The sequence below is a fragment of the Limosilactobacillus coleohominis 101-4-CHN genome (assembly GCF_000161935.1).
Classification (GTDB): Bacteria; Bacillota; Bacilli; order Lactobacillales; family Lactobacillaceae; genus Limosilactobacillus; species Limosilactobacillus coleohominis_A.
Genome location: NZ_GG698804.1, coordinates 200,133 through 222,625, shown reverse-complemented (window position 1 = coordinate 222,625; position 22,493 = coordinate 200,133). Strand labels below are relative to the sequence as shown.

20 protein-coding genes and 1 other RNA gene are annotated in these 22,493 nt (G+C 42.7%); 12 read left to right on the top strand and 9 right to left on the bottom strand.

Annotation, left to right across the window (positions count from 1 at the left end):
- Positions 1 to 8: 8 nt before the first annotated feature.
- A complete protein-coding gene (gene thrC, locus HMPREF0501_RS06165; RefSeq protein ID WP_006917061.1) occupies positions 9 to 1,499 on the bottom strand; it encodes a threonine synthase in 1,491 nt (496 codons plus the stop codon).
- Between the two features lie 112 nt (positions 1,500 to 1,611).
- Between thrC and HMPREF0501_RS06160 the strand changes: the two genes are divergently transcribed.
- Positions 1,612 to 2,886 carry a homoserine dehydrogenase gene (locus tag HMPREF0501_RS06160; RefSeq protein ID WP_006917060.1) on the top strand — a complete coding sequence of 425 codons (1,275 nt, stop codon included), beginning with the start codon at positions 1,612 to 1,614 and terminating at the stop codon, positions 2,884 to 2,886.
- Between the two features lie 13 nt (positions 2,887 to 2,899).
- A complete protein-coding gene (gene thrB, locus HMPREF0501_RS06155; protein ID WP_006917059.1) occupies positions 2,900 to 3,763 on the top strand; it encodes a homoserine kinase in 864 nt (287 codons plus the stop codon).
- 109 nt (positions 3,764 to 3,872) lie between these two features.
- Here the strand turns inward: thrB and HMPREF0501_RS06150 are convergent, their stop codons facing one another.
- Positions 3,873 to 5,285 (bottom strand): glycoside-pentoside-hexuronide (GPH):cation symporter, encoded by a 1,413-nt coding sequence (locus HMPREF0501_RS06150; RefSeq protein WP_006917058.1) that lies wholly within the window; start codon positions 5,283 to 5,285, stop codon positions 3,873 to 3,875.
- 12 nt (positions 5,286 to 5,297) lie between these two features.
- Positions 5,298 to 7,481, bottom strand: coding sequence for an alpha-galactosidase (locus HMPREF0501_RS06145; protein WP_006917057.1), 2,184 nt, complete (start codon positions 7,479 to 7,481; stop codon positions 5,298 to 5,300).
- A 189-nt stretch (positions 7,482 to 7,670) separates the two neighbouring features.
- Here HMPREF0501_RS06145 and HMPREF0501_RS06140 point away from each other — a divergent pair, with 189 nt between their 5' ends.
- Both HMPREF0501_RS06140 and HMPREF0501_RS06135 read left to right on the top strand, forming a co-directional pair.
- Positions 7,671 to 8,699, top strand: a complete 1,029-nt coding sequence (locus HMPREF0501_RS06140; protein ID WP_006917056.1) for a LacI family DNA-binding transcriptional regulator — start codon at positions 7,671 to 7,673, stop codon at positions 8,697 to 8,699.
- Between the two features lie 54 nt (positions 8,700 to 8,753).
- Positions 8,754 to 9,317: a TIGR01440 family protein gene (locus HMPREF0501_RS06135; protein ID WP_040456016.1), complete on the top strand. Its 564-nt coding sequence runs from the start codon at positions 8,754 to 8,756 to the stop codon at positions 9,315 to 9,317.
- A gap of 55 nt (positions 9,318 to 9,372) precedes the next feature.
- Here the strand turns inward: HMPREF0501_RS06135 and HMPREF0501_RS06130 are convergent, their stop codons facing one another.
- The 6 genes from HMPREF0501_RS06130 to nrdH form a co-directional block, all read right to left on the bottom strand.
- Positions 9,373 to 10,002, bottom strand: a complete 630-nt coding sequence (locus tag HMPREF0501_RS06130; protein ID WP_006917054.1) for a pyridoxamine 5'-phosphate oxidase family protein — start codon at positions 10,000 to 10,002, stop codon at positions 9,373 to 9,375.
- A 52-nt stretch (positions 10,003 to 10,054) separates the two neighbouring features.
- Positions 10,055 to 10,876, bottom strand: coding sequence for a bifunctional hydroxymethylpyrimidine kinase/phosphomethylpyrimidine kinase (thiD, locus tag HMPREF0501_RS06125; protein ID WP_006917053.1), 822 nt, complete (start codon positions 10,874 to 10,876; stop codon positions 10,055 to 10,057).
- Between the two features lie 90 nt (positions 10,877 to 10,966).
- Positions 10,967 to 13,603, bottom strand: coding sequence for a bifunctional acetaldehyde-CoA/alcohol dehydrogenase (gene adhE / locus HMPREF0501_RS06120; RefSeq protein ID WP_006917051.1), 2,637 nt, complete (start codon positions 13,601 to 13,603; stop codon positions 10,967 to 10,969).
- Positions 13,604 to 13,916: 313 nt separating this feature from the next.
- On the bottom strand, positions 13,917 to 14,918 hold the full coding sequence (gene nrdF, locus HMPREF0501_RS06115; protein WP_006917050.1) for a class 1b ribonucleoside-diphosphate reductase subunit beta: 1,002 nt from the start codon (positions 14,916 to 14,918) through the stop codon (positions 13,917 to 13,919).
- A 55-nt stretch (positions 14,919 to 14,973) separates the two neighbouring features.
- On the bottom strand, positions 14,974 to 17,145 hold the full coding sequence (gene nrdE, locus HMPREF0501_RS06110) for a class 1b ribonucleoside-diphosphate reductase subunit alpha (protein WP_006917049.1): 2,172 nt from the start codon (positions 17,143 to 17,145) through the stop codon (positions 14,974 to 14,976).
- Positions 17,146 to 17,238: 93 nt separating this feature from the next.
- Positions 17,239 to 17,460, bottom strand: coding sequence for a glutaredoxin-like protein NrdH (gene nrdH, locus HMPREF0501_RS06105; RefSeq protein WP_006917048.1), 222 nt, complete (start codon positions 17,458 to 17,460; stop codon positions 17,239 to 17,241).
- Between the two features lie 266 nt (positions 17,461 to 17,726).
- Here nrdH and tadA point away from each other — a divergent pair, with 266 nt between their 5' ends.
- From tadA to HMPREF0501_RS06070, 8 genes are all read left to right on the top strand, one after another.
- Positions 17,727 to 18,236 (top strand): tRNA adenosine(34) deaminase TadA, encoded by a 510-nt coding sequence (tadA, locus tag HMPREF0501_RS06100; protein ID WP_006917047.1) that lies wholly within the window; start codon positions 17,727 to 17,729, stop codon positions 18,234 to 18,236.
- A gap of 41 nt (positions 18,237 to 18,277) precedes the next feature.
- Positions 18,278 to 18,364: signal recognition particle sRNA small type (gene ffs, locus HMPREF0501_RS08785), an RNA gene on the top strand.
- A gap of 200 nt (positions 18,365 to 18,564) precedes the next feature.
- Entirely contained in the window at positions 18,565 to 20,277 is a 1,713-nt protein-coding gene (gene dnaX / locus HMPREF0501_RS06095) for a DNA polymerase III subunit gamma/tau (RefSeq protein WP_006917046.1), read from the top strand.
- A gap of 27 nt (positions 20,278 to 20,304) precedes the next feature.
- Entirely contained in the window at positions 20,305 to 20,619 is a 315-nt protein-coding gene (locus HMPREF0501_RS06090; protein ID WP_006917045.1) for a YbaB/EbfC family nucleoid-associated protein, read from the top strand.
- 1 nt (position 20,620) lies between these two features.
- A complete protein-coding gene (recR, locus tag HMPREF0501_RS06085) occupies positions 20,621 to 21,220 on the top strand; it encodes a recombination mediator RecR (RefSeq protein ID WP_006917042.1) in 600 nt (199 codons plus the stop codon).
- Between the two features lie 2 nt (positions 21,221 to 21,222).
- Positions 21,223 to 21,471, top strand: coding sequence for a YaaL family protein (locus HMPREF0501_RS06080; RefSeq protein WP_006917034.1), 249 nt, complete (start codon positions 21,223 to 21,225; stop codon positions 21,469 to 21,471).
- Positions 21,472 to 21,482: 11 nt separating this feature from the next.
- Positions 21,483 to 22,121 (top strand): dTMP kinase, encoded by a 639-nt coding sequence (tmk, locus tag HMPREF0501_RS06075; protein ID WP_006917033.1) that lies wholly within the window; start codon positions 21,483 to 21,485, stop codon positions 22,119 to 22,121.
- 23 nt (positions 22,122 to 22,144) lie between these two features.
- On the top strand, positions 22,145 to 22,465 hold the full coding sequence (locus HMPREF0501_RS06070; RefSeq protein ID WP_006917032.1) for a cyclic-di-AMP receptor: 321 nt from the start codon (positions 22,145 to 22,147) through the stop codon (positions 22,463 to 22,465).
- Positions 22,466 to 22,493: the final 28 nt, after the last annotated feature.

Below are 22,493 nucleotides of genomic sequence, written 5' to 3'. Positions count from 1 at the left end.
TTCAATTATTATAGTTGCAGAATTTGCCGGATAGTTGGTTTCATTTGGTCCGGCTGAATAACTTGTTCGTTCTTCTGACTTTGTTCAAACAGTTGTTGAACGTTCGGACTTAACGGTTGTTTGAGAAGCTGGCACAATTCGGTAATTGCATATAACCCAGTAACTGGACTCTGCTTATCGGTAATTGCTTGGTAAACTGTTTCAGGAAATTTGTAGGGACTAGCGGTGGAAATAATGACATTTGGAGTTGGATCGTTATTGGCAGAATAGTATTCGTTAGCACCGAAAGAGGCCACGGCGGTATGAGGATCAATCACGTAGCCATCCTGTTGATAAATACGCTTAATTTCCCGCTGAACTTCTTGTTGAGTGGCAAAACCAGCATTAAAGTGAGTATGAAGTTTAGCACGGGCGCCAGCATTAATGGAGTATTTGCCATCATTTTTTAACTGCTCCATTAACTGATTGATACTAGGAGCACTCTCATCGTAAATATCAAACAGCAGCCGTTCCAGGTTACTGGAGACCAAAATATCCATGGCCGGTGAATTGGTCAAGAAGAAAGGTCGTTGCCGATCATAATGACCAGTATTAAAGAAATCCGTTAAGACGTTGTTTTCGTCGGATGCACAAATGAGGCGATTAATTGGTAAGCCCAACTTTTTAGCGTAATAGCCAGCGAGGATATCACCAAAGTTTCCTGTTGGCACCGTAAAGTTAACTTCGTTACCTAATTTAATGTCCCCACGTCGCACAAGTTGTCCATATGCGCTTAGGTAATAAACAATTTGGGGGATCAGTCGACCAATGTTCATCGAGTTAGCAGATGAGAATTGAAAACCATTGGCCAGTAATTGGTCATTAAAGCTTTGATCATTAAAAATGGTTTTGACGGCAGTTTGGGCATCATCAAAATTACCCTCAATGGCGATTGCGGTCAGGTTATCTCCCCGCTGACCCAACATTTGTCTTAACTGAACAGGACTTACACCACCGTGAGGGTAGAAAACAATCACCCGTGTACCATCTTGATCACTAAAACCACGCATTGAAGCAGTTCCGGTATCACCGGAGGTCGCTGTGAGGATGATAATTTCATTACTGTTTTTTTCAATGGTTAAAGCTTTTTGCATTAGCCGTGGTAGAACTTGCAACGCAATGTCCTTAAAAGCCAGAGTAGGCCCATGAAATAATTCAAGATAGTAGTTACCGGCGTGCTCTTTTGAAAGTGGTGCGATAGTTGCATCATCCCATTGGGAACCATAGGCTCCTTGAACAATTTGGTGAAGCTGATCTTTACTAAGGTCATCAAAGAACCAGCCTAATACTAATTCCGCAATTGCTTGGTAGGACATTGTTGCCAAATTCGGCAGTGGTAAGTCAACTTGAGGAAAATTGACGGGGACGAAAAGACCACCATCAGGAGCAAGCCCCTGGATGACTGCTTGGGGCGAATTTAATGTTTCTGTAATTTGACCACGGGTACTACGGTATTGCATGAAAAAGCCTCCATTTCTAGATTTAGTGATTGATTATTGGTTATTGTAACCTGGAAGGGACGTATGTTACAATGCTAAAAATGAAAAAATAATGAGAAAATGAGGTGGCAAGATGGAAACCATTCAAATCGGGATGCTTGGCCTAGGAACGGTCGGCTCTGGTGTGTTACAGATGATCCAGCATAATGAAGATAAGGTGGTGAATGTCACCGGACGGCAGCTAAATGTTAAGCGGGTGCTCGTGAATCATCCAGAGCGACACCAAGATGTTGCTGAGAACATTGAATTAACGACGTCAGTGGAAGACGTCATTAATGATGATGAAATTCAAATTGTGTTGGAACTGATTGGTGGAATTCATCCCGCTAAAGAATACATCGAGGCGGCACTGCGTAACCATAAAAATGTGGTTACTGCAAATAAAGACCTTTTGGCAACATATGGTCCGGAACTGGTTAAGCTTGCTCATGATCATCATTGCGATCTGATGTATGAGGCAAGTGTTGCTGGTGGGATTCCAATTCTGCGGACAATTACTAATAGTTTTGCGGCGGATAAAATTACCGAAGTTAAGGGGATTGTGAATGGAACCACGAATTACATTTTGACGCAAATGAGTCAGCAGGGCTGGTCGTATGACCAAGCACTCAAAGCGGCCCAGCAGTTAGGATTTGCTGAAGCGGATCCTACTAATGATGTTACTGGTAAGGATGCGGCTTATAAAATGGTCATTTTGAGCCAGTTCGCCTTTGGAACTCAATTAGCAGTTGATGATTTTGCAGTAACGGGGATCGATCATTTAAACGGTTTTGATGTTCAGCAAGCCGGTAAATTTGGTTACGTTATTAAACTGGTGGGGATCGCGCAGGTGATTGATGATGGGGTCTTTGTTGAAGTTGCCCCTACCCTAGTACCTGCAGACCACCCGTTAGCAACAATTAATAATGAATATAACGCGGTCATGGTAACCGGGGAAGCTGTGGGCGATACTCTTTTCTATGGTCCCGGAGCTGGTGGCCTGCCAACTGCCAATAGTGTTTTGAGTGATATTATTTCGGTCACGAAAAATCTGGTTTTGAAAACAAATGGGAATTTCTTTAATAATTATCAACGGCAGTATATTCCTGCAGCACCACGTGACGTCGTTTACCCATATTTCCTTTCCATCATGATGCCGGATGTACCGGGACAAATGTTGAAGTTAACGCAAATTATGACGGAAATTGACGCCAGTTTTAGTCAAATTACGCAGACCGAAGCGGATGGCTTAGCCCATGTGGTGATTATTACTCACGAAATGACCGCTCAACAATTAGCCGATTTTAAAGCACGGGTTGCTAAAGATTCGAGTATTAATTTAGGCGCTGCATATAAGGTATTAAAGTAGGGTGGTGACCAGAATGAAAATTCAAGTACCAGCCTCGAGTGCTAATTTAGGCCCGGGATTTGATTCCATTGGCATTGCGGTTTCGATGTATCTGCATTTAATCGTTGTTGGACCGAGTAATGAATGGCGGGTCGATCATCAACTAGGGAATTTACCGCATGATCGCCAAAACATGATTGTCAAAACGGCACTTAAAGTGGCTCCTGACTTAATCCCACACCATCTCAAAGTCGAAAGTGCAATTCCAGTTACTCACGGTTTGGGAAGCAGTTCGAGTGCGATTGTAGCGGGCATTGAACTGGCCAACCAATTAGCAAAGCTAAACCTTAGTGATGAAACAAAGGTTGAAATTGCTAGTCAAATTGAAGGGCATCCCGATAACGTGGCCCCAGCAATTTTGGGTGGTTTGGTAGTCGGTACTGAGGTGAATGATCATTTTACAGCGGTGAAAGCTCCGCTCCCGCCATTTGATTTAGTTGCTTATATTCCAGCTTATAATTTAGCAACGAAGAAAGCCCGGGCAGCATTACCGAATGAACTGGCTTATCATCAGGCTACCCATGCTAGTGCAGTGGCCAATACTTTGGTGGCGGCGCTATTCAAACCAGATTATGCTGTAGCCGGAGAATTAATGGAGGCGGATGAGTTCCATGAGGGGTACCGGGCTGCTCTAGTACCGGAACTAGCAAAGGTTCGGGAAATTGCCCATGATCATGGTGCAGTAGCGACTTATTTAAGCGGGGCCGGTCCGACGATTATGACATTGATCGCACATGACAAGGCTGCTGGCTTGATTGCGGCGCTCCGTAACGACCATCTGAACGACCGAATTGAAGTTTTACATCCTGATCAAGCAGGAGTAACGGTTGATAAATAGCTAAAGATTAGAATATAAAAAGGCGTCAGAGTTCTGAAGTGAACCCTGACGCCTTTTTCAGGCCGAAGCATCAAATTAAATTAATGAGTTAGATAGGGAGTTATGAAATTTAATTGTTGCTATCTTCGGCCTTGATGTTTTGTGCAATCTTATCAACGATGTCCTTGTGCATCTTTTCATCCAACTGAACCTTGGCGATGAAGATGATCATGCCAATTAAGATGCAGAAGAATGGGATGTAAAAGCAGAAGGATTTGAAAATCAAGATATCATGAGTAGAGATGGAAGCGGCAGTGGCAGTGGCATTACCAGTCATCCCGGCTAAACCAGCAATGATTCCAGTTAGTCCAGTCGTAACTGCCCCACAGAACTTATCAAGCATTGGCCGGACGGCGGAAGTAGCAGCTTCTGACCGGTGACCAGTCTTCCATTGTCCATATTCAACACAGTCAGCAATGGTTAATAAGAGCACCATGAAGACCAGTGGGTTAGCAAGGGTGTAAAGAACCTGGGCAACTAAGGTCATGGTAACGGTTTGGGTGAATGAGAAGATAACAAAGGCAATGAGTTCAACACAAAGTGCACCAACCATGATCTTGCGCCGACCAAAGTATTTAGCAAGGGTTGGGTAAGAGATAATGGAGATAAATCCGGTTACCATGCCGACCCAGCCAACCAAAGCCCAGCTTGATTGAGCATTCAAAACGTAACGGAAGTAGTAAAGTAAGAAGTTGTTCGTAGTAGAAGTACCTAAACAGTAGATGATGTAGGAAAGGGACATCCATAATAATTGATCATTATGAAACAGGGTATGGAAAACTTGTTTCAGGGTAATCTTTTCCGCATTTTGTTCGGTAACAACGGAGTCTTTTTCCTTGGTTCCAAAAGCTGCAAAACAAGAACCAATCAGTTCAACGATCCCAATGGTAAGGGCAAACATGAACCAACCATGAACGGTAAAGTTCTTAGAATCAGAGAAGAAGGTCAAAAGTGAAGCGTAAACAACGGTAATGATATTTCCACCAAGCGTGGAACCAATCCGGGCACCAGTAGCGGTGAAACCACGGTCATCAGAGCTGAGGGACATTGCAGGAAGTAATCCCCAGAAGGAGACGTCCTTGAAGGCATAAACTAAGTACAAAGCCAAGAATAAAATGGTAAACAGCACCAGGAAGAGACCACCGTTGCTGGTTGACATGCCGCCCATTGTAGTAAAGAGGAATGGGCTACCGATCCCCAAAATTAACCCAGTACCAAAGATCCATGGGCGATATTTACCCCACTTAGAATCAGTCTTATCAATCATGGAGCCGATGAAGGGGTCGAGGATTAATTCAATGATCCGAATGACCATTAAAATCATTGTGACGATGGCAACCATTTTGGTGGTGTAGCTCTTACTGCCGTTGGAGAACATCAGACTCGTAATAAACATTAGCATGTAGGTGTTAAGGATTCCGTAGAAGGAATCATGACCAAACGCCCCTAAACCATAACAAATTATATTTTTCCACTTACTCATAATTAGTCACCTCTAGATTTCTTTGAAGTAATGGACTTCTGATAAATAATCACCAACGTGGGTTGGGTCACGGAAGAGTCCTACATTCATGAGTTCATCACCGCCGTAAACGGTTTGACTATCTTCATCGCGGTAATCACGGTGGGGATCCAATGCAGTTAATTTCGTGTTAACAATTTCCATCCGGTTGGTATGCTGCTTTCTAAACATGAACAGTAACGCTTCTGATTTGTCAGGACTGACAAATTCCCAAGCCACGGTGTTACCCTTAAATGGACTTTCTAGGCGGTAGAAATCTCCATATTGGATCAGGTGCCGGTGCTTTTTATAGAAAGCAATTTGCTTTTTAACTAATTCTTTTTCATCGTTAGTTAAATCCGCCAGGTCGAGTTCATATCCGAACACGCCTGCCATTGCGACATCACCACGGGTCTTGAAACTAATGTCACGACCAGTTTGTTGGTTTGGTGACACTGAGACGTGGGCACTCATGGAAGAAATTGGATAGACTAGTGACGTCCCGTCTTGAATTTTGAGCCGCTCACCAGCGTCAGTATCGTCAGATGGCCAACTTTGTGGCATGTAGTAAAGAATCCCGGCGTCAAAGCGACCACCACCACCAGAACAACCTTCGAAGAGGATGTCTGGGTAACGTTTCGTTAAGCGATCCATCAGATCGTAAACTCCTAAGATCACGCGGTGAGCGATTTCCCCTTGATGGTCAGCAGTTGCTGCTTGGGAAAAGACTTCCGTTAAGTTCCGGTTGCAATCCCATTTAATGTAGTCAATGGGCACGTTGTCTAAAATTTGACACATTTGATCAAAGATGTTGTCGACAACTTCCGGACGACTAAAGTCGAGCACTAATTGGTTTCGTGAGAGGGTCGAACCCCGTCCTGGTTCCGCTAAAGCCCAATCTGGATGCTTACGGTAAAGTTTAGAATCGACCGAAATCATTTCTGGTTCAAACCAAAGGCCAAATTTCATTCCGGCATCATGCGTTTGTTTAGCGACCCGTTGAAGATTAACCTTATCGTGGTTGACAAACCAATCACCGAGTGAGGAATTATCATCATTCCGGTGGCCAAACCAGCCATCATCAAGAACGAACATTTCAATGCCTAGTGGCTGCGCTTCTTTAACGACTTCATCAAGCTTTTGATCGTCAAAGTCAAAGAAAGTGGCTTCCCAGTTATTAATAACGATTGGGCGGTCAGCGTACTTAAATTTACCGCGAGCGACCCGTTCACGCAGTAAGTGATGGAATGCTTGCGACATGCCATTAAGGCCTTTCGTACTAAAGACGGTAATGGCTTCGGGAGTTTGGAATTCTTCTCCCGGCTCAAGATGCCAAGCAAAGTTAAAATCGTTAATTCCGGCAATTAAACGGGTTTGATCAATTTGATCCCGTTCAATCGAGATTTGGTGATTACCAGAGTACACCAGCAGTACTCCTAGGGCATTACCATTAAATTCATCCGTGTTAGGGTCAACTAAAGCCGCAAATGGATTCATATGGTGAGAGCTAGAATCCCGTCGACTAGAAATTTCAAAAATTCCTTGATGCAGATTAATCCGCCGGGTTTGTCGTTCTAACGCGTATTGGCCAGGTAAGTAAACAAGGTCGTAATCATGCTTTGGTAAGTCGAGTTGAAGCGAAGCAATCTTATCAATTTCAATTGCTTGATTACTAGTGTTTTTCAGACGAGCGTTCCGGGTAATTACCGGTCGATCTTGATAGATGGTGTAAACCAGTATTAGTTCTACATCGAGTGTGGCATCCTTTAGCGTCACTTCCAAAGTTTGCGCCTCGTCGTCGTCATTAACGTATGAGGAAGGCAAGCCTTGGAGGGCGGGCTTACCAGAAAGGATCCGGTAGGAATCATAGCGGAAATCAGTTAAACGGGCGCCATCAGCTCCTTTGATGGTAATTGCTGGCAGCCGGTAGTCCCCGGTATTATTGCCGGAATATTCTTGAAGTAGATCATCTTTAGAATAGGTCCGATCCATTGATTGTGGCAGGTTACCGGAGAACCCTCGATCAACCCGTGGATAGCGGCGTTCGCCATGGTAATGGCGGATCTTTGGCCCATAGTACAAGTGGCTTAATAGGCCGCCCTCTTCAATTGAAAAAAGGTAAGAAATTGAAGAGTTACTCAGGTTAAAGACCCGTTGCTTTTCGTCAAAAGTAATCATAAGCTAACTCCCTTTCATTTGATGGTTCAAGGGTAAAATAAAAAGCGCTTACAGTAAACGCTTTCTTTAACTTGTGAAATGAAACAAAAGGGCAATAACGGTGTGATGACGGCAAATGAAACGTTTACTATTTTATTAGTAAACATTTAGTGCTATCCTAATAAACAAAAGGAGCTAAGGAGAAGACAAATGGCAAGTATTCGTGATATTGCAAAAGAAGCGGGGGTTTCTCCGGCAACAGTTTCCCGGGTATTAAACCAGGACAAAAAATTTTCGGTTCGGTCAACCACGAGACAGCGGGTAATGGAGGTGGTCAGAAAGCTCCATTACGATCCGCGCGAACATCATGAAATGGTACAGTCACTGCCCCATCGAGATCGGGAAATAATTGTGTTGTGTTCATTAACCAGTAGTCAAGAGACCCGTGACCTGTATTTTGCGACGATTGATGAGGGAATTCATGATGAAGCTGCTACACTGGCAATCAAGATTGGGGCCTTTGTGCGTTTTCCAAATCCTAATTTTGATTATCAAATAGTGAGCAAGTTTGACGGAGTAATTATCATTGGAACGTTTAGCGAGCGCTTTTTGAATAGTGTTTACCGTTGCAATCGTAATTTGGTAGTTGTGGATGAGTACCGTTATTTTGATCAATTTGACTTAGTTCGTAATAATTACCATGCCGAAACCGAACGAGCGCTGAACATGCTTTACCCACAGGGACATCGCCAAATCGCGTTCATTGGCGGTGCAATTAATCGAATGGAGAAGGCGGGAATCACTGGTGAGCAGATTACTGATATCCGCACCACGGCCTACCTTAATTGGATGCAGATTCATCGCCTTCGTTCCAAAAATTTAACGACCGACTGGAGTACTCATGAGGGATACCAGGCAATGGAAGAAATATTGGATAGTAATACGATTCCTACCGCGGTAGTAGTTGCTAGTGACCAGTTAGCAATCGGTGCATATCGTTCCATTCAATTGCATCACTTGGTAATTCCTGAAGATATCGAGGTAGTCAGCTTTAACGATTCACAAGTAGCGTCTTACCTAGTACCTTCATTATCTTCAGTTCACGCACCAAGTAATGAAATGGGGCGGGCAGCAGTTAGATTGCTACTTGATCGGTGGCGGAACCGGCGGACGGTGCCGTGGCAAGTGGTCCTACCATCAAAATTGGTGGCCAGAGAAAGCACAGTTGCAAATAATTAATGGTGGTTGCGAGAGCGGTTTCAAATCCGGTAAAATATTCGTGAGGTGATGATCATGACAGTTGATTTAGCTAAAGTTAGGCAACAAGTGACCCAAGGAGTGCAAGAGTTACTGAAGGTGGCTAATCTACACGCAGGGGATACTTTTGTATTAGGCATTTCGACGAGTGAAGTGGCAGGAGTAAAACTAAGCGGAGCACCGTCAGTAGATGTTGGACGAACCATTGTTAATACTTTAGTGGATATCTTGGTACCCCAGGGCATTCATTTGGCGGTTGAGGGCTGCGCGGAAATTAATCGGGCCCTAACGGTGGAACGACGAGTAGCTAAACAACACGGTTGGGAAATTGTAACGGTCTATCCATCAGTTAACGCCAGTGGAGCGGCCCAAATTGCTGCGTTTGAACGGTTTGATGATCCAGTGGAAGTTGAACACATTACTGCCCAAGCTGGGATGGACATTGGGGATTGCGATATTGGCATGCACGTCCAGGCAGTTCAAATTCCAGTTCGAACAACGATTGATACTGTTGGTCAAGCCCATACTCGTTACTTGCGTTCACGACCCAAACTGGTTGGTGGTCAACGTGTAAAGTACACGTGGGATCCCTTTAACTAAGTAAAGAAAAGGCGAAGGAGCTGATTTTGTCAGCACCTTCGCTCTTTTTACATGGTTATTTAGATGGATCATCGTTTGAATGGTCGTCAGTATAGACATCTGAATAATCGGCATTTTGCGAAGCACTCGCAAGTGCATCCAGGTCCACTGTCGTGTTGGGATCACCATAAACGGTTTCTGGACCAGATAATTTTTCTCCTGGTTGCATGTCTTTAAGCCCCGCAGGAATGTGGATTCGCGCAGAAATTTTATTAGCATCAAGTCGCCAAACGGTTACTTGACCTAACATCCGTTCCGTAAATTCAGGATGTTCTTTGATATAATGATCGGTCATAACGTTGAGACCATGCAGCATTTCTTGATGGTCAGTAACTTTCGTCACAATTCCCTGGCCAATGACACTTTTAAACTCAGCACTGTAATGGAATGGTTTGGGTACAAGGCGAAACTTTTGTCCACCGTCCAGTTCAAAGCCAACGTGGGGATTAGCAGCGAGTAATCGACCAGTAGTGTGGGCATCGTCACCATGGAACCAAAGGGTATATTGACCATCAATTTCTTCATAGCCAAAGTGAACGGGGGTTTGATAAATGCTTTCGCCATCATGCATTCCAATCACTAAAACTTCCATTTCATCCAAGACTTGATTAATATGTTCATGATCAAAATAGGTATCGGCTTTCATAATGAACCTCCAAGAAAAGTGATTAGTTGATTTAAGTGTAACAAATTTTGCTTTATCCATCTATGGAATCGCTGTCATTGGTGAACGATTTTTCTCCTGCCCAGTGATTAATAGGCCCAAAGTTTTGACCAACCGCTAGCGGATGGTGAATAGCGACGTCAACGAACTGGTTAGCGCGTTTAATCGCTTTAGCAACGGGTTGGCCCTTTGCTAGTTCAGCAGTAATGATGGCCGAGAAAGAATCGCCAGCTCCATTTACTTTATTAGTTTTAACGAACCGATTATCCATCCAAAAATCAGTGCCATCGGCTAAGAGAACGTAGTTATGAATAAGTGGCTGGTTGTGATCATGGGAGCCTTTAATTACCACGTTTTGAGCGCCCATTGCTTGCAGTTGGTGGGCCCCGGTAATGATGTCATCCTGATTATTAAAGTCGTGGTTGAGAAGCTCTTCAGCTTCGGTAAAGTTAGGCGTTAATACTGTTGCTAAAGGGATTAATTGGTGACAAAAATTCGCAAAGGCGTCATTACTGAGGAGTCGATTGTGACGTTTAGTGATAATGACCGGATCAACCACTAAGGGTCCAAAGGTAGCCTTAGAATAGCAATCTGCAACAGTTTTGATGATATCTGAATTGGCCAGCATTCCAGTTTTAGCAGCTGTAATGTGAAATTCAGCCAGGTCATCAAATTCTTCTTTGATAAAACTGGGCGACATAGTGGTGGATGCAGTAATTGTTGTTGCATTTTCCGCCACGACACCAGTTAAAACACCGTGACCATAGATTCCCGCCGCATAAAATGAGTGTAGATCTGCAGCTAATCCGGCACTTCCATTTGAATCGAAACCGGCGATTGTTAATGCTTGTTTCATGAGCTTCCTCCGTTCTTAAAATTCCACCATTATCATAACATAAAAATCCGGAATGCCAAGCGACATTCCGGATTAAATAGTTAATTTATACTATTTGTCTTGTGGTTCAACACCAGTACCATCATAGCAACGTTCTAAGAGTTCCTTCAGTTGACTTACTAATGGTTCAACTGGGTTGGTAGTAGTACATTGATCTTCGTAAGCCAACACAGCCAACTTATCAACGGCTTTGTCAAAGTCTTTGCGACTAACACCGTTGGCCTTAAGGCTCAACGTTACACCACATTCATGAGCTAATTCAATAATCTTTTGAACGTAGGCTTCCATTAATTCTTCATCAGTGTCACCCTTTAACCCTAAGAACCGTGCAATGTCTGCATAATCCTTTGTAGCATGGTAAGTAGCGTAGTGTGGCCACATTGTCAGCTTTTGTGGACGCTTAGCATTGAAGCGAATTACTTGAGGAAGGGCAATTGCAATACAGAGACCGTGAGGAAGATCAAAGGCACCACCCATCTTGTGGGCAAGAGAGTGATTGATACCAAGGAAGGCTTGACCAAAGGCCATTCCGGCAATCGTTGAGTAGTTGTGCATCCTCCGCCGTGCATCTTGATCACCCTTCACAGAAGCTGCCAAGGTTTCCATAACCCCTTTGATAGCTTGCAGTGACCAACCACGAGTGTAATCAGTGGACATTACTGAAACGTATGATTCAGTAGCGTGACAAAGGACATCTAGTCCAGTGTAAGCAGTGGTCTTTGGTGGCACAGTTTCAACGAATTGTGAATCAACAATCGCAATGTCAGGAGTTAAGGCGTAATCAGCTAATGGGTACTTAACATGGGTCTTGGAATCCGTGATAACGGAGAAACAAGTGATTTCAGAACCAGTCCCAGAAGTGGTTGGAATCCCAATGAATTGAGCCTTGTGTGGTTTACCAATTTGGTAAGCCCGCTTCCGAATATCAAGGTACTTCTGCTTAACCCCATTCCAGCTGGTTTCTGGGTGTTCATAGAACATCCACATTGCCTTGGCGGCATCCATTGGTGAACCACCACCAAGGGCAATAATTGTGTCCGGCTTGAAGTCACGCATTAAGGCAACCCCTTTGTTAACAGTATCCGTTGATGGATCCTCTTCAACTTCGTCAAATACTTGGAAGTGTGCTTCCAGCGGACGTTGACGAAGTTGGTCAATTACTCGTTGCGCATAACCACGCTTGACAGTTCCGGGACCGGTAACGATAAAGGCCCGATTAATGTTTGGAATGTCTTGCAATTCCTTTAATGAGTTCCGTTGAAAGTAAACTTTTGGGGGAATCTTAACCCATTGCCGGTTTTCACGCCGTTTTGCAATTACCTTGTAGTTTAAGAGGTCATAGTCAGAAACGTTGTGAGAAACGGAATTCTTACCATATGAACCAGTACCCAGGGTTAATGATGGGGTCATGTTGTTATAGATATTACCAATTCCACCGAGGGCAGAAGGTGAATTTACGATAATCCGGGAAGCCCGCATTTCCAACCCGTATTGAGTTGCTAAACTGTCATCTGTTGTGTGAATAGCGGCCGTGTGACCTTCACCACCATAATGCAGAAGTTCCTTACACTTGTCGAAGGCTTCTTTGTGGGAGTGAACTCGGTACATGGTTAAGACTGGGGATAATTTTTCTGCTGAAAGTGGGTAGTCGTCACCAACTCCTTCATATTCAGTAATCAATACCTTGGTATTAGCAGGAACGTTCTTCAAACCACACATTTCGGCAATGTCGTTTGCGGAACGACCGGCGATTGGTCCGGCAACTTGATGGCGCTTAGGATCAATGAAGCCCTTGGTGAAGGTATCGATTTCGTCTGGCTTAATGAAGTAACAATTCCACTTCTTCAGTTCAGCTTTGACTTGATCGTAGATTTCATCGTCAACCACGATGGAGTTTTCTGAAGCACAAATCATCCCATTATCAAAGGTCTTTGAAAGAACAATGTCGTAAATAGACCGTGGAATGTTAGCTGTCCGTTCGATATATGCTGGACCATTACCAGGGCCAACCCCCAATGCTGGGTTACCAGAGCTATAAGCAGCTTTAACCAGGCCAGGACCACCAGTAGCTAAGATGGTTGCTGTCTTTTCATGTTGGAGAAGGTCGACAGTTGCGTAACGTGATGGTTTAGTAATCCATTGAATGACATTCTTTGGGGCACCGGATTCTTCAGCTGCCTTTTCAAGAATCTGGGCGGTGTGGATAGAGGCTTTTAATGCTTGTGGGTGCATTGAAAAGACAATCGTGTTCCGCGTCTTCAAAGAAATGATTGACTTGAAAATAACCGTTGAAGTGGGGTTAGTAACTGGAACCACCCCAGCAATAATCCCTAGTGGGTCAGCGATGGTAATAGTTTGGTTTTCATCATCATCTTTGATAATACCAACGGTCTTATCGTGACGGATGTTATTCCAAATGTATTCACTAGCGTAGATATTTTTAATGGCCTTATCTTCAGCAACTCCACGGCCAGTTTCTTCGGCAGCTTCCATTGCCAGTTCCATGTGGTGCTCTTCAGCAGCGAGGGCCATGGCTTGACAGATATGGTCAACTTGTTCTTGGGTGAAGTTACGCAGTTCGTTAAAAGCAACTTCACTCTTATCCATTAAATCATCAATTTGTTTTTTAGCTTCCGCAGCTTGATCAGTCGCGGTTGCTTCGGTAACTTTCTTTTTTGAATCAGCCATAATAATAATTCTCCCTTGTTATTGAAAAAGTTTGTTAATAACTGAACAATTACAGTATACAAAATATTTTTGAAATGTAAATAGTAATTGTGAAGAAAAAACACAAGACTGGTAAAACAACTTTCTCACAAGGTTTCGCAGTGAACGAAAGAGTCAGAAATATAAAGGCTATACCGATGCTAATGATAGCGTTTACACATAAATCTGGTATAGATTGTGAAATGACTAACAAAAATTAAAAAATAAATCTTGCTGCAGCCATGAGTAGGTATAAAAAAACCGCGACAATTAATGTCGCGGTTAGAAACCATAATTAATTACGAGAATTGCGGTCTTTACCAGCATTAGGATCTTTAACGTGGTAGTCGCTATCGTTCATTGCTTCAACTGCACCGAGTCGGTATCCATTACCAACTTGACTAAAGAAGTCATGGTTAGAAGTGGTTGTAGAAATTCCGTTCATAACAACTGGGTTAACATCAGAAGCAGTATCTGGGAACAGTGGGTCTTGACCAAGGTTCATTAAGGCCTTGTTGGCGTTGTAACGAATAAAGGTTAAGACATCGTCAGTCCAACCGATTTGGTCATAAAGCAGGTGGGTGTAATTTCCTTCATTGTCGTATAGTTCGTAAAGGAAGTTATACATCCAATCTTTCATATCTTGTTGTTGCTTTTCGGTTAGTTGACGCATACCAACTTGGAACTTGTAGCCAATGTAAGTTCCGTGAACTGATTCATCCCGTAAAATCAATTTGATGATTTCAGCAACGTTATTCAACTTATTATGACCAAGATAGTAGAGTGGAGTGTAGAAACCAGAGTAGAACAAGAACGTCTCTAAGAAGACATTTGCAACCTTTTTCTTCAGAGGGTCAACACTTTCGTCTAAGTAGATGTTACCAATTTTAACAGCCTTATTTTGTAAATATTCTTCACTATCTGACCAGTCAAAAATTTCACGAATTTCATCTGGAGTATTTAAGGTGGAGAAGATGGTGGAGTATGACTTGGCGTGAACGGATTCCATAAATTGGATGTTATTTAAAACTGCCGTTTCGTGCTGCGTCTTAACATCCTCTTTTAAAGCAGTTAATCCTGCTTGAGATTGAAGGGTATCTAGAAGGGTTAAACCACCGAAAACGTGGCCAACAGTCCATTGGTGATCAGTGTCTAATTCACGCCAATCATCCAAATCATTTGAAACAGGAATTCGGGTATCTAACCAGAATTGCTCGGTTAACTTTTCCCAGGTGGCTTTGTCAATCATATCGGAAACTTCATTCCAATTGATGGCCTGATAGTTTTTAATTTTCATTCGTTATCTCCTTATTAATAAAACGATTAAATCCTTAGTAATTATATCGTGTTGACTAAATTACGCAACTCTCACATTGATTAGCGCCAATTTCGTCTTGATCGTCAGTAAATGTCCGAATGTAGTAGATTGATTTGATGCCCTTTTGATAAGCATAGTGACGGAGGATGTTTAAATCCCGAGTGGTCATCTTATCTGTGCGGCCGTCTTTCCATTCATACATTCCTTCAGGGATGGTGGAACGCATGAAAAGTGTCATGGAAAGCGATTGGTCAACGTGTTGCTGTGCAGCTGCATAGGTATCAATCACTGAACGCATGTCAGTATCATAAGCAGATTTATAATAAGGCATTGTGTCGTTGCTCAGGTACGGAGCTGGATAATAGATTTTACCAATCATCTTTTCTTGCCGTTCTTCAATTTTGTTGATAATCGGCTGAAGACTGGAAGTTGAATCGCCAATGTAAGAAGTGGAGCCGTTAGGTGCTACCGCAAGCCGGTAAGCATTATAAATACCGTCCTTCATAATTGCAGCTTTCAATTGTTTCCAATCGTCAATAGACGGAATAAAGATTCCTGCAAAAAGTTCTTGAACAGCTTCTGATTGCGGACCCCAATCTTTCGTAATGTATTTATCAAAGTAGGAACCGTCCGCATAGGCACTTTTGGCGAAATCAGCAAACGTTTCTTGTCGTTCAACGGCAATTTCGTGCGAAGCAACCAACGTCCAGTAGTTTAATAACATGAAGTAGACACTGGTAAATTCCAGAGCCACCGGAGAACCATATTGAATGTGGTGTTTTGCGAGATAACCATGCAGGCCCATCGCACCAAGTCCAATTGCATGCGAACGAGCATTTCCGCGTTTGATTGATGGAACAATGTCCAGGTTTTCAATATCAGAAATATGGGTTAAACCACGGGTAATAGCACGAATTGACTTACCAAAGTCGGGAGTTTCCATCATATTTGCAATATTAGTGGAACCTAGGTTGCACGAAACATCCGTCCCTAATTCTTGGTAGGTTTGATCATCATTCACGACGGAAGGCTTTTGCACTTGGGCAATTTCTGAACAAAGGTTGCTCATAATGATTTTACCGTCAATCGGATTGGCACGATTTTCGGTATCAATATTAACGATGTATGGGTAACCAGACTCTTGTTGTAGTTTAGAGATTTCATCTTCAAGGTCGCGGGCGTTAATCTTCTTTTTGGTTATTTCATCGTTAGCAACTAGGTTATCGTACTCTTTGGTAATATCAACGTAGGCAAATGGTTCACCATAGACCCGTTCCACATCATAAGGGCTGAACAAGTACATATCCTCATCGTTTTCAACGAGTTCATAGAACTTATCAGGAACGGTAACCCCTAGTGAAAGAGTCTTAATTCGAATTTTTTCATCGGCATTTTCCTTTTTGGCACCAAGAAACTCGACGATATCTGGATGGAAGACACTGAGGTACACAACCCCGGCGCCTTGCCGTTGCCCCAGTTGGTTAGAATATGAGAATGCATCTTCCAAAAGTTTCATAACTGGAACCACGCCACTGGCGGCACCTTTAATCTTTTTAATTGGGGCCCCGGCTTCCCGCAAGTTGGTCAAGTTGATACCAACACCACCACCAATCTTGGATAGTTGGAGAGCGGAGTTAATGGTCCGACCAATGGTATTCATGTTATCCGTGGTTTGAATTTCAAAACAAGAAACGAATTCACCCCGACGTTTACGTCCCGTATTAAGAAAGGTGGGGGTAGCTGGTTGATAACGTTGATTAATTAATTCATGCGCTAAGTCCATTGCTAAGTCTTCATTTCCATTAGCGAGGTAGAGTGCATTCATTGCTACTCGGTCGATATAATTTTCTAAGTAATATTCCTTATCGTTCGTCCGCAAAGCATACTGAGCATAGAATTTGTATGCTGCCATGAATGAATGGAAATGGAAGTGTTTAGATTTTAAGTAATCATATAATTTGTCAATGAATTCGTTACGATACTGACGGATGAACCCTTCTTCCAGATAGTCATGGTCGATTAGCCACGTTAGTCGTTCTTGAACAGAAGCAAAGTGCTTGGTATTTGGTTCAACGTTGTTTTTAATAAAATCGTCTAATGCTAACTTGTCTTTGTCTAATTGGATCTGACCATTCTTAGGAATGTTGATTTCGTTGTTGTAATCAAAGTACTTAACCTTGGTTAGGTCGATGTCTGATAAAGCCATAAATTCACACTCTCTTATCTTTTAGGTTGATTAAAAATAGCAAAAATAAAACAGGCACTGTATATTTACCGGTGCCTGTTCAGCTTGAAACCCTTAGGCAAGTTGTTTCAGCATGTCAGGACGAAATCCAGAAAAGGCATCGCCGTTAGGAAGCTTAACCACAGGGGTGGCACGAAAGCCATCAGCTTTAAGCCGTTCAATAAATTCTGGTTGTTCATCAATATTGTGTTCTACAAAACTAACATTATGTTGTTTGAGAAACATTTTGGTCATTTTACATTGGACACAATTATTTTTTGAAAAGACAGTTACCATCACTCTCATCCTCCCGAAGATTAATCTAAATCTTGTAATTGATGTTTCTTAGTATAGCTTTTTTCGGTAAAAAATCAACGTGTAAACAGCAGATATTGTGTTATTGGTTTTTATAATCCACCATATATGGTGGTGGCAAAGCGTTTTAGTTTTTCAACTTTTTTAAATCAATTTTAGAGAAATGATCGAATTAGCGGTCGATTTTATTTTGAAATTAGGTATGATAGAAAGAAAACAGACCACGAATTGTTGTTTGGAGGTGACACATGGGGATGCCTAATTATACGGAACCAGCGGACTTTATGCGAGCAGCCATTAATGAAGCCCATCAGGCAGAGTTATTAGGTGAGGTCCCAATTGGGGCGGTCATTGTTAAAGATGGACAAATTATTGGAGCGGGACATAATATGCGTGAGAAATATCAGCAGAGTATTTATCATGCTGAAATTTTAGCAATTATGGAAGCATGTGATGCTCTCCATAGTTGGCGATTAGAAGACTGCGATCTTTACGTTACTTTGGAGCCGTGTATTATGTGTAGTGGTGCAATTATTCATTCACGCCTGCGCCAAGTATATTATGCTGCACCGGATCCGAAGGCTGGAGCGGTCAATAGTTTATATACGCTACTGAATGATTCCCGACTAAATCATCAAGTGACGGTTCATCAAGGGTTGTTACAGGATGAGTGTAGTCAGATGTTAAAACACTTTTTTCGTGAAATTCGCCAAAGAAAAAAATTAGCAAAACGAAAAAGAAACCGTGGACAAGACTAGTTTTTACCTAAAAAATAGTGTATAATATTTATTGCCGTAAGGCCTTAGAGCAAGAACGCGCTTACGAACCGTGTCAGATCCGGAAGGAAGCAGCACTAAGTTTGATGTGTTTTGTGCTCTAAGTTGATATGAAATTAACTCAAGGGACTGGCAATTGTCAGTCCCTTTCTTTTTAGATTTAAAATATCACTACATAGTAGCTGTACGGGAGGGGACCATTGACCCCTCCCGTTTATTTTTGTTGTATGAAGTCAAGATTTCGCTTTTATCCCGTGAGTAAAACCTAGTATAATGTTTAGCAGAAGTTTGTTCGTCAAGGAGGAAATTTATGAGCTATCAAGCATTGTATCGAGTTTGGCGACCACAGCGGTTTGCTGATGTTGTTGGTCAGCAAGTCATTACCCAGACGTTAAAAAATGCGATTATTACAAATCAGATTAGTCATGCTTACCTCTTTGCTGGACCCCGGGGGACTGGTAAAACTTCGGCAGCCAAAATTTTCGCCAAAGCGATTAACTGTCACCATCAAAAAGACGGGGAACCTTGTAACGAATGTGAGATTTGTCAATCAATTACTGCTGGAACGTTAAACGATGTCATTGAAATTGATGCCGCTTCTAATAATGGTGTGGAAGAGATCCGTGATATTCGTGATAAGGCTAAATATGCGCCCACTCAAGCAGATTATAAGGTTTATATAATTGATGAAGTCCACATGTTATCGACGGGAGCGTTTAATGCGCTACTTAAAACTTTAGAAGAACCACCAGCTAACGTTATTTTTATTTTGGCGACCACTGAACCACATAAAATTCCGTTAACAATTTTAAGCCGGGTGCAACGGTTTGACTTTCATCGGATTTCACCGCAGGATACTTTTGACCGAATGAAGTACATTTTGGATCAAAAGAAATTTAAGTATGAAGAAAAGGCCCTATGGGTGATTGCGAATGCAGCTGAAGGTGGAATGCGGGATGCACTTAGTATTCTTGATCAGGCATTATCGTTTGGCGATGATGATGTAACATTAGATGATGCTTTGCTAGTAACAGGAAGTGTTACTAAAAAGTTGTTGCAAACGTATTTTCAACAGGTTGCTACCCATGAAGGCCCTGCTGCTTTGAAGACGATGGACCAGATTTTGGGTCAAGGAAAAGATGGGCAACGCTTTATTGAGGACTTAATTTCCTTTATTCGTGATTTGTTGTTGTACCAAGAGTCACCGGAGCTCATTGAAATAGCAGCAACAGGGTTAAAAGAAGCGGACTTTCAAGAACTTAGCCAGTTAGCTAATGCTCAACAACTCTACCAGATGATTGATGTCTTAAATCAAGTTCAAGATGAAATGCGTTTTACTACCCATCCAGATGTCTATTTGGAAGTATTAACGATTCGATTGAGTCAAATTAGCAGTGAGCAACCATCGATAACTGGGACTGCCGATCAACAAGAAATTGATCAGTTGAAGCAACAGGTTCAATCTTTGCAACAGATGGTGCAAAAGTTATCAAAGCAAGCCCCACCGGTCAATCAGTCCCGGGTGCAACCTAAAAAGACGGCGCCAACTGGTCAACCAGTGCGGATTAATCTGGAACAGGTTTACCAAATTTTAGATCATGCTACCAAGCAAGATTTAGTTGATTTGCAAAACATGTGGCCGGACATTTTAAATCTGCTGAATCCAGCTTATCGGTCACTGATTGAACTCTCCAAGCCGGTGGCGGCTAGTCCAGATGGGGTTGTGGTAGCATTTGATAATGGTTTTCTACTACAAAAAGCTTCCGTAGGTAATTTAGCTGATGATGTCAATCAAGGACTGGAAAAGATTACTGGTAGTGAACGGCATGTAGCGTTTGTCCCAAGTGGAAAATGGCCACAAATTCGGCATGATTTTCTGGCCGATCGTGGTTATTTTAAAAAGCAGTCGACCACTCAAGTAAAAGATCCAGTAAAGACGAGTCAGCAAAAGCAACATGATCAAATCACCAGCCAAGCGGAAAAATTTTTTGGCACTGGTGATGTCGAAATTAAGAATGATTAATGGTATTAATAAAGGAGAAATAAAACAATGCGCGGAATGAACGGAATGAATATGCAACAAATGATGAAGCAAGCTCAAAAAATGCAAAAGCAGATGATGGCAGAGCAAAAGGACTTAGCATCACAAGAATTTGTTGGAACTGCACCAGACGACATGGTGAGTGCGAAGTTTACCGGTGATAAAAAGTTAGTTGACCTGCAAATTAAGCCGGAAGCGGTTGATCCTGACGATGTTGAAATGTTAACGGACTTAGTTGTGGCCGCGGTCAATGACGGCCTCCAAAAAGTGGATGCTGCAACGCAGCAAAAGCTTGGTAAGTACACTAAGGGACTAGGGATGTAGTATGCAGTATCCAGAACCAATTGCTAAATTGATTGCGAGTTACATGAAATTGCCAGGAATTGGGGAGAAAACCGCAACCCGCCTAGCTTTTTATACCATCGGCATGGATGAAGACGATGTCAAAGATTTTTCTAAGGCTTTGGTCGCAGTTAAGGAGGATCTACACTATTGTTCGATTTGTGGAAACATTACCGAAGACGATCCATGCCCAATTTGTAAGGATCAAGGGCGTGATCAAACGACCATTGTAGTGGTAGAAAACTCGCGTGATGTAATGGCCATGGAGCGGATGAATGAGTATCATGGCTTATATCACGTATTACATGGGACTATTTCCCCGAGTGAAGGAACTGGTCCGATGGATATAAACATTCCATCATTAATTGAGCGTTTGAAAAAGCATTCAGAAGTTCAGGAAGTAATTATTGCTACCAATGCTTCAATGGATGGGGAAACAACTGCTCAGTATTTGGCTAAGTTGTTGAAGCCTGCGGGAATTAAGGTCACTCGACTTGCTCATGGTTTGTCTGCAGGTGCGGATATTGACTACACTGATGAAGTCACTTTATTCAAGGCGGTTCAAGGAAGAACGGAGATGTAGACATGCTCTTTAAAAATGATCCGCAACGGATGCGAAAAATCGGTAATCGTCAACTTATGCAATTAATTTATGTAACCAAAGATAGTTGGAATCAGGCACGCGAAACGGAGCAGGCTGTGTATGAAGGTCACGTCGATAGCGAATTAACTGATCGGACTAAACTGCAGGAATGCAAGTACATGTACCTTTATCAGTGGGCCCGGAAAAGAAAAGCACATGGGCACCTTAATGATGGGGTCATCCAACATTAGGAGAAGTAGATATGCAAGGAAGGTTTATTTCATTTGAGGGGCCCGATGGTGCGGGAAAAACAAGTGTTATCAGCGCGATTCAAGAATGGCTGACGCAAAAGTATGGGAAGCAAGCCGTCTTATTAACGCGCGAGCCGGGTGGTAACCGAATTTCAGAACAAATTCGGCAGATCCTTTTTGACGATCACAATACGAATATGGATGCACGGACAGAAGCACTGTTATTTGCTGCGGCCCGTCGTCAACACATTGTTGAGGATATCGAGCCTGCATTACAGGCGGGAAAGTTTGTTTTGAGTGATCGGTATGTTGATAGTTCGGTCGCTTACCAGGGTGGCGGACGTCACCTTGGTGCTGATGATATTTGGGAATTAAACCAGTTTGCCATTCACGGACTGCTCCCTGATTTAACCATTTATTTAGATATTCCATCAGAATTAGGACTCGAACGGATTAGTAAACATCGGCAAAATCAGGTGAACCGATTAGATCGGGAAAAACTACGATTTCACCAGGATGTGCGGAATGCTTACCTGACTTTAGCTCAACGTCACCAAAAGCGAATTCAACTAATAGACGCGAGTCAGCCGCTGCCAACGGTTATTAATATGGTGCAGGAAATGATTCAAAATCGTTTCAACCTTGAATAAGGATCGTAAAGGAGGAAGAACTTATGAAAATGATTATGGCGATTGTGCAACCGAAGGACAGTAACCGAGTTCGGGATGCACTAGCAAAAAATAAAATTGGGGTCACTAAGTTGGCCACTTCTGGTGGCTTCCTTCATGAAGGAAACACCACGTTTATGATTGTGGTCGATGATGAGCGGGTGGATGAAGCATTAGAGATTATTAAAACAAATGCGAAGACCCGCCAGGAATATATGACGCCAACGGCCTATATTGACAATGCTGCTAATTCTGTACCGGTCAATGTTCAAGTTGGCGGTGCAACGGTCTTTATTTTACCAGTCGATAAAATGTTGCACTTTTAATCGCAACCGTGAGAGGAGCACAACGTGG

Coding starts and splice junctions, on each gene's coding strand:
- HMPREF0501_RS06130 (WP_006917054.1), bottom strand. CDS start 10,002: ATGAAAGCCGATACCTATTTTGATCATGAACATATTAATCAAGTCTTG.
- HMPREF0501_RS06160 (WP_006917060.1), top strand. CDS start 1,612: ATGGAAACCATTCAAATCGGGATGCTTGGCCTAGGAACGGTCGGCTCT.
- HMPREF0501_RS06140 (WP_006917056.1), top strand. CDS start 7,671: ATGGCAAGTATTCGTGATATTGCAAAAGAAGCGGGGGTTTCTCCGGCA.
- HMPREF0501_RS06145 (WP_006917057.1), bottom strand. CDS start 7,481: ATGATTACTTTTGACGAAAAGCAACGGGTCTTTAACCTGAGTAACTCT.
- nrdH (WP_006917048.1), bottom strand. CDS start 17,460: ATGGTAACTGTCTTTTCAAAAAATAATTGTGTCCAATGTAAAATGACC.
- thiD (WP_006917053.1), bottom strand. CDS start 10,876: ATGAAACAAGCATTAACAATCGCCGGTTTCGATTCAAATGGAAGTGCC.
- tadA (WP_006917047.1), top strand. CDS start 17,727: ATGGGGATGCCTAATTATACGGAACCAGCGGACTTTATGCGAGCAGCC.
- HMPREF0501_RS06080 (WP_006917034.1), top strand. CDS start 21,223: ATGCTCTTTAAAAATGATCCGCAACGGATGCGAAAAATCGGTAATCGT.
- adhE (WP_006917051.1), bottom strand. CDS start 13,603: ATGGCTGATTCAAAAAAGAAAGTTACCGAAGCAACCGCGACTGATCAA.
- nrdF (WP_006917050.1), bottom strand. CDS start 14,918: ATGAAAATTAAAAACTATCAGGCCATCAATTGGAATGAAGTTTCCGAT.
- HMPREF0501_RS06135 (WP_040456016.1), top strand. CDS start 8,754: ATGACAGTTGATTTAGCTAAAGTTAGGCAACAAGTGACCCAAGGAGTG.
- HMPREF0501_RS06070 (WP_006917032.1), top strand. CDS start 22,145: ATGAAAATGATTATGGCGATTGTGCAACCGAAGGACAGTAACCGAGTT.
- nrdE (WP_006917049.1), bottom strand. CDS start 17,145: ATGGCTTTATCAGACATCGACCTAACCAAGGTTAAGTACTTTGATTAC.
- tmk (WP_006917033.1), top strand. CDS start 21,483: ATGCAAGGAAGGTTTATTTCATTTGAGGGGCCCGATGGTGCGGGAAAA.
- dnaX (WP_006917046.1), top strand. CDS start 18,565: ATGAGCTATCAAGCATTGTATCGAGTTTGGCGACCACAGCGGTTTGCT.
- HMPREF0501_RS06090 (WP_006917045.1), top strand. CDS start 20,305: ATGCGCGGAATGAACGGAATGAATATGCAACAAATGATGAAGCAAGCT.
- thrB (WP_006917059.1), top strand. CDS start 2,900: ATGAAAATTCAAGTACCAGCCTCGAGTGCTAATTTAGGCCCGGGATTT.
- HMPREF0501_RS06150 (WP_006917058.1), bottom strand. CDS start 5,285: ATGAGTAAGTGGAAAAATATAATTTGTTATGGTTTAGGGGCGTTTGGT.
- recR (WP_006917042.1), top strand. CDS start 20,621: ATGCAGTATCCAGAACCAATTGCTAAATTGATTGCGAGTTACATGAAA.
- thrC (WP_006917061.1), bottom strand. CDS start 1,499: ATGCAATACCGTAGTACCCGTGGTCAAATTACAGAAACATTAAATTCG.